Annotated in this window: 7 protein-coding genes; all 7 read right to left on the bottom strand. The window is 28.9% G+C overall.

Going from position 1 to position 4,890, the window contains the following annotated elements:
• Positions 1-717, bottom strand: a 717-nt coding sequence (locus tag Q0V09_RS07750) for a hypothetical protein (protein WP_297488191.1), incomplete at its 3' end; no start/stop codon positions are given.
• Positions 717-1,418, bottom strand: a complete 702-nt coding sequence (locus Q0V09_RS07745) for a hypothetical protein (RefSeq protein ID WP_297488189.1) — start codon at positions 1,416-1,418, stop codon at positions 717-719. The genes Q0V09_RS07750 and Q0V09_RS07745, both read right to left, overlap by 1 nt.
• A gap of 43 nt (positions 1,419-1,461) precedes the next feature.
• Entirely contained in the window at positions 1,462-2,451 is a 990-nt protein-coding gene (locus tag Q0V09_RS07740; RefSeq protein ID WP_297488187.1) for a hypothetical protein, read from the bottom strand.
• A 16-nt stretch (positions 2,452-2,467) separates the two neighbouring features.
• On the bottom strand, positions 2,468-3,031 hold the full coding sequence (locus Q0V09_RS07735) for a hypothetical protein (RefSeq protein ID WP_297488184.1): 564 nt from the start codon (positions 3,029-3,031) through the stop codon (positions 2,468-2,470).
• A gap of 14 nt (positions 3,032-3,045) precedes the next feature.
• A complete protein-coding gene (locus Q0V09_RS07730) occupies positions 3,046-3,789 on the bottom strand; it encodes a hypothetical protein (protein ID WP_297407888.1) in 744 nt (247 codons plus the stop codon).
• Positions 3,789-4,451: a hypothetical protein gene (locus tag Q0V09_RS07725; protein WP_297488181.1), complete on the bottom strand. Its 663-nt coding sequence runs from the start codon at positions 4,449-4,451 to the stop codon at positions 3,789-3,791. The genes Q0V09_RS07730 and Q0V09_RS07725 overlap by 1 nt, the downstream gene beginning before the upstream one ends.
• A 64-nt stretch (positions 4,452-4,515) precedes the next feature.
• The coding region (locus tag Q0V09_RS07720; RefSeq protein WP_297488178.1) for a hypothetical protein at positions 4,516-4,890 on the bottom strand (375 nt) is incomplete at its 5' end.

Here is a 4,890-nt window from a genome sequence, read left to right as displayed (position 1 = left end):
CTTTGAGATATTTAAAACCTCATCTGATAAATCAGTTAATAATTTTTTAGTTTCTGATATATTTTTAATTGTCACAATTGTGGAATTAATAGCTCTTGTTATGGAATTTGAAACATTCTTTAAATTTTCATATTTATTACTAAAATTATTTATTTTTTTTATAATACTGTTTAATTCATCTTCTCCAACCACACTTGGTATTCTTTCTATATGAACATCATTATACTTATTGTTAATATTTCCTAAAGCTTTATTAATTTGTTCCAACTGCTCATTAAATAATTCTTTATTTTCTTTTAAAATATTATTGTTTAAATTAACTTTTTCTTGAACAGTATCCTCATCTTGTAACAACTTTTTTATTTCTAATTGTAATTGTTCATTGTTAAATGATAAACTTCTATTCACAATGCCACAATCTTCTAGTTGTTTATTAGTTTTTTTAAATTCTAAAACTTCATCTGAAATAAGTTCTAACTCTTTATTATTTAACTCTTTATAGAGGTTCAATATCTTTGATACAACTCTAAGTCTTTTTATGTTATTTTCACTAAGCTTTCCAGCTACATTAAATTCATTTGCGAATAATTTAACTTCGTTACTAAATTTATTTTCAATATCTTCAATAGACACTTTGTTATCTTCAAGTTCTTTTTCTAATTGATTTTTTATAACAACATAATCACTGTTCTTAATATTTTTGTATTTTATTTCCATTACTCCTCCCAGTTATTCAGACTACCAAAAAATTTATAAACCTCATCTATATCAGTTTTTGAAATATTTATTTCTGATATTTTTTCAGTAAAATTTATATCTTCAATAACTATTTCAGAAGATTTTTCTATAAGTTCTTTAAGATCTTCTAAAGCCATTCCAGAATCTTTATCTTTATTTATCTCTTTTAATCTAACTTTGAAAGTATTGTCACTTAGGGTACTGTTAAAAAGTACTATGAGTTTAGCTCCATTTGGTAACTTTTCAAAAATATTATAACTTTTTTTTGATATAAGATTTTCTTTCCTTCTGTAATATGCTCTTTCATAATCGTCTTTATATTGTTCTATCATATTCAATTTATCATTATCATCATCAATAAACCCTTTTATCAAATTAAGCTTTCTTTCAATATCTTCCTTCTCATTAATATTTTCCTCGCTATCAAGATTAATAGCTTTTTCTACAGATTCAAAAATACTTTTTTTAAGAACTATTACACCTTCAAGCAGCCTCTTGCCATTTATAACTTGTTGAAATCTATTCTTATTAAACCCATAAACAGGCTTTTTATTTTCAGTTATTTTGTAGTTAAGAACTTGTGTCAATAATATTTCTTTCATTTCATATCCATTTTTTTTACTTTTGTATTTCAAAAATATTTTACAACTTACTGGACTTTCTATAATTATATCTTCCATTTTTCAAACTCCTCAATCACCAGACACGCGTGTCTTATTATTTTTATAAAATTATATTGAAATCTATTAATTTTTTAGGTTTAGAAAACGCACACTTCTTGTATGTGAAAACAATTGCTTTTCTATCAATTACAAGGACCTCTATCCCTAAAAGCTCTAATTCTTTCTCATTAGGATATTTGTTATCTAATTCAGTTTTCATAGCTTTTTTTATTTTCTTTTCAAACTCTATCTCATTTTTTATCAATGTACCTTTAAACCCACTCCAAAATTCTTCCTTTCTTATAAATACTTTTATAACTGTATTTCTAAGTCTCCAAAAGCTACCGTCATCAGAGTGGCTACCAGTGCATTTATCTCCGTATTCTTCCAACAACGAAATGTTAGCAGCGGAGTTTAAATCCATATCTTCTTTTATCTCAAAAGTTGTTAATGGAGTTACATGCTTACATACAAATGGATATTGTTCTTGAGCTGTTATAGTATCAAGACCAATCGCTCCTTGTTGTCCTGTAATTGTTATTCCGACTATTTTCTTTTGACTATACATTCTAGGATTGTTTGGGTTTTGTGAAGTTATAACTAAATCAAATGGAGGTAATTCCATTGCACTTATAGCATCATCATCTTTTTGTGTTCCTATAACATCTTTTCCAAAATCAGATTCTTCAAAAGCTCCAAGTCCAAATGTAGAAACATCTTTTAGTTCAGAAATAAATCCTCCATTTTTGTATAAAGGGTTATTTGTTTTATACATAATCTCTTTTAACTCATGAACAATAGATTCATTCATTACGTTGAATATCAATACTCCGTTATGACTTCTTCTACCAGAAGTTGCTCCACTAGAAGTTTTAAATCCCATAGCTTGTCTAGGAATAACTTCTTTTGTTGTTTTTAAGTTGTAAGCAAACAAATGTCCTATTTCATAATGTATTCCACCTAATTTTATTACTATCTTCATATCACCAGGAGACATAGTATTTCTACCTTCCACATCATAAACATTATCTACCTCATAACCTTTACTCATTTTGTTTCACCTCACTTTATTTTAAGCTAACACTCTTCAATGCTCCTACTTCTGACTCTTGTAATGAAGATACATTCATAGCTTTAAAAGTATATTCCTCATTCATAGCTATCACATCAGAACCTATTGCAGCAGTCTCACTATTTATTTTTATTCCTCTTATAATTCTCTTAGAATATCTTCCACTTGTATCATTCTCATCTGCAGATATTAATACAACATCAAAGTATGGTAAATCAGACAATTTTAGATAATCCTTTCCATTAATTCCAGCACCTTTATTCATAGCTGACGCTTGTTTATTTAGATACTCTATTGTTGAAGTTTCCATCACGTTAAATGATAAAACTCCATTAACTTTCTTAGTTCCTGTTCCTGCTCCATTTGCAGTATGTCTACCTAACGAATATATAGGTTTTAAAGGAACATCTACATTCCAAGCTATCCTATTTAAAGTCCCAAGAGTAAGGAACTCATAACCAGTTCCGTCCTCTTTAGGGATTCTAATAAATACTTTTTTCTCAACACCTGCTCTTGACTTAGCATTATCAAAGTCAAAAGAGAAATCTTGTTTAGCCATTTATTTCACCTCTATTATTTTAATTTTTTCCAACCAGTTGATTCTCCCAATATTAAGAAATCTACAACTTGATTTTTGATTGGATTAACAGCATCTGAACCTGAACTATCACTTAGGAATTTCATTCTATTAAGTTTTAATTCATAAATATTTCCTGTTGTGAAAAAGTCTTTACCTTCAGCAGTTGTATCTCCAACTTCATTTACATTCTTAACTCCATCAGCAGTTGTTAGTATTCTTATATCGAATACAGGAATATCATCTAAATAAATGTATTCTTTTCTTCTAGCAAATATAGGATTAGTTCCACCTACAAGTCCATTTTTATTATCAGTTATAGCTTGTTTAGTTTGTTCTTCAACTTCAAACGGAGAACCAAAAGTAAAATCACTTTCTGTGAACTCAAATAAGTTAGAGTCTTTAGCATTTTCTTGTAATTCCTTGAATATGAAAGTTATTAACTCTCTATCAAGTAATGGACAAATCATTCTACCGTTACCTAAAATATGTCCTCTTGAGAACGAATGTGGATCTCTTCTTCCTGGAACATAATCAGCAGTAGTTTTTCTTTGCATTTGATAAGATATATTACTAACTTCACCTAACTTGATATTAACTTTTTTGTCAGCATCTTCAGGTCTTCTAGTTATATATTTCTTAGCAATTTGCATAAGAACAGTTAAACCATCTCCAATTGAAATTGGATTAGCAACAAGTTTTCTTCTTTCTTCATCTAAAGTATAGAATTCATTATTCATTATCTAGCACCTCCACTTGAAAGTGTTCTCCAAGGTGTATATCCACTTAATGCTAAGAAATTACAGAATTCATTATCTTCTGTATCTGTAGCACCTTCAGATGAACCACTTGTTCCTACTTTTACATCTTTTATTCTCATAACTCTAGGATATTCAATCTGTCTTTCATCAGAGGCAACCATAAGTATGTCAAATGGAGGCATTCTCTCCCATCCAGCTTCTTGTGCATCAGAAACTTTAGATTCATTAATTCCAGCTTCTGTTATATCCTCTTCAAAGTCTATTCCAAATGTAGGAGCTAGAACTTCAATTTTATATTCTTTATTTGTTAATATTCTTTTCTTTAAATCTGAAAGTGTATCTACTGATGTATTTCTAAATACCATTCTTCCGTTTATGATACCTTTACCTTTTGCTAAACCTTGTGATGCTGTAGATGTCATTGAATTGATATCTTTTATATCAGTCTTTAAAGCAAATTGTAGCATTCTTAACATTCCAACTTCGTAAGCTACCCAATCACCACTTAGTTCTACTTTATGGTGCTTAGGACTTGTAACAGAAGTAGATAATCCTACTACATTGTTGATGTATCCTTTTCTGAATAGTAAATATGTCTTAACATCTAATCCACTTAACGTGTAATCAAAAAAGTCTTTCATATTTTTACTCCTTTTCAAAAAAGGGTGTGAGTTAATTCTCAACACCCATTTTAATATTTTTTTATTATATTTTTGCTAATCCTCCAGAGAACACAGCAGTTTTAAATTTCTTAGTATCTACTATTCTGAAACTAGCTACTAAATACCCTTGAGTATCTAATTTGCTCATATCAGCTGTAAATTCAAAGTCAGATATTGCTGAATCAACTGTATTAACTTCATTTCTAAATACATCTCTCATCTCATCTTCGAATAATACCTTTTGCTCTTTCAGAGGGAATTTCTTTCCTTTTTTAGCATTAGCTACTGTTCTTAATTTGTTAAGGAAGTATAATACACAACCTATTTGAGATCTATCTTGGAAATCAGAATCTTTTCTTGTCATTAATGGACAATCAACTATCTCACCTTTTTTAGTAGCTGTATCAGCACTTATTAC

The sequence above is a fragment of the uncultured Cetobacterium sp. genome (assembly GCF_947039425.1).
GTDB lineage: Bacteria > Fusobacteriota > Fusobacteriia > Fusobacteriales > Fusobacteriaceae > Cetobacterium_A.
Note: the sequence above shows the minus strand (reverse complement) of the source record. Positions and strands in the feature narration are given on the sequence as shown.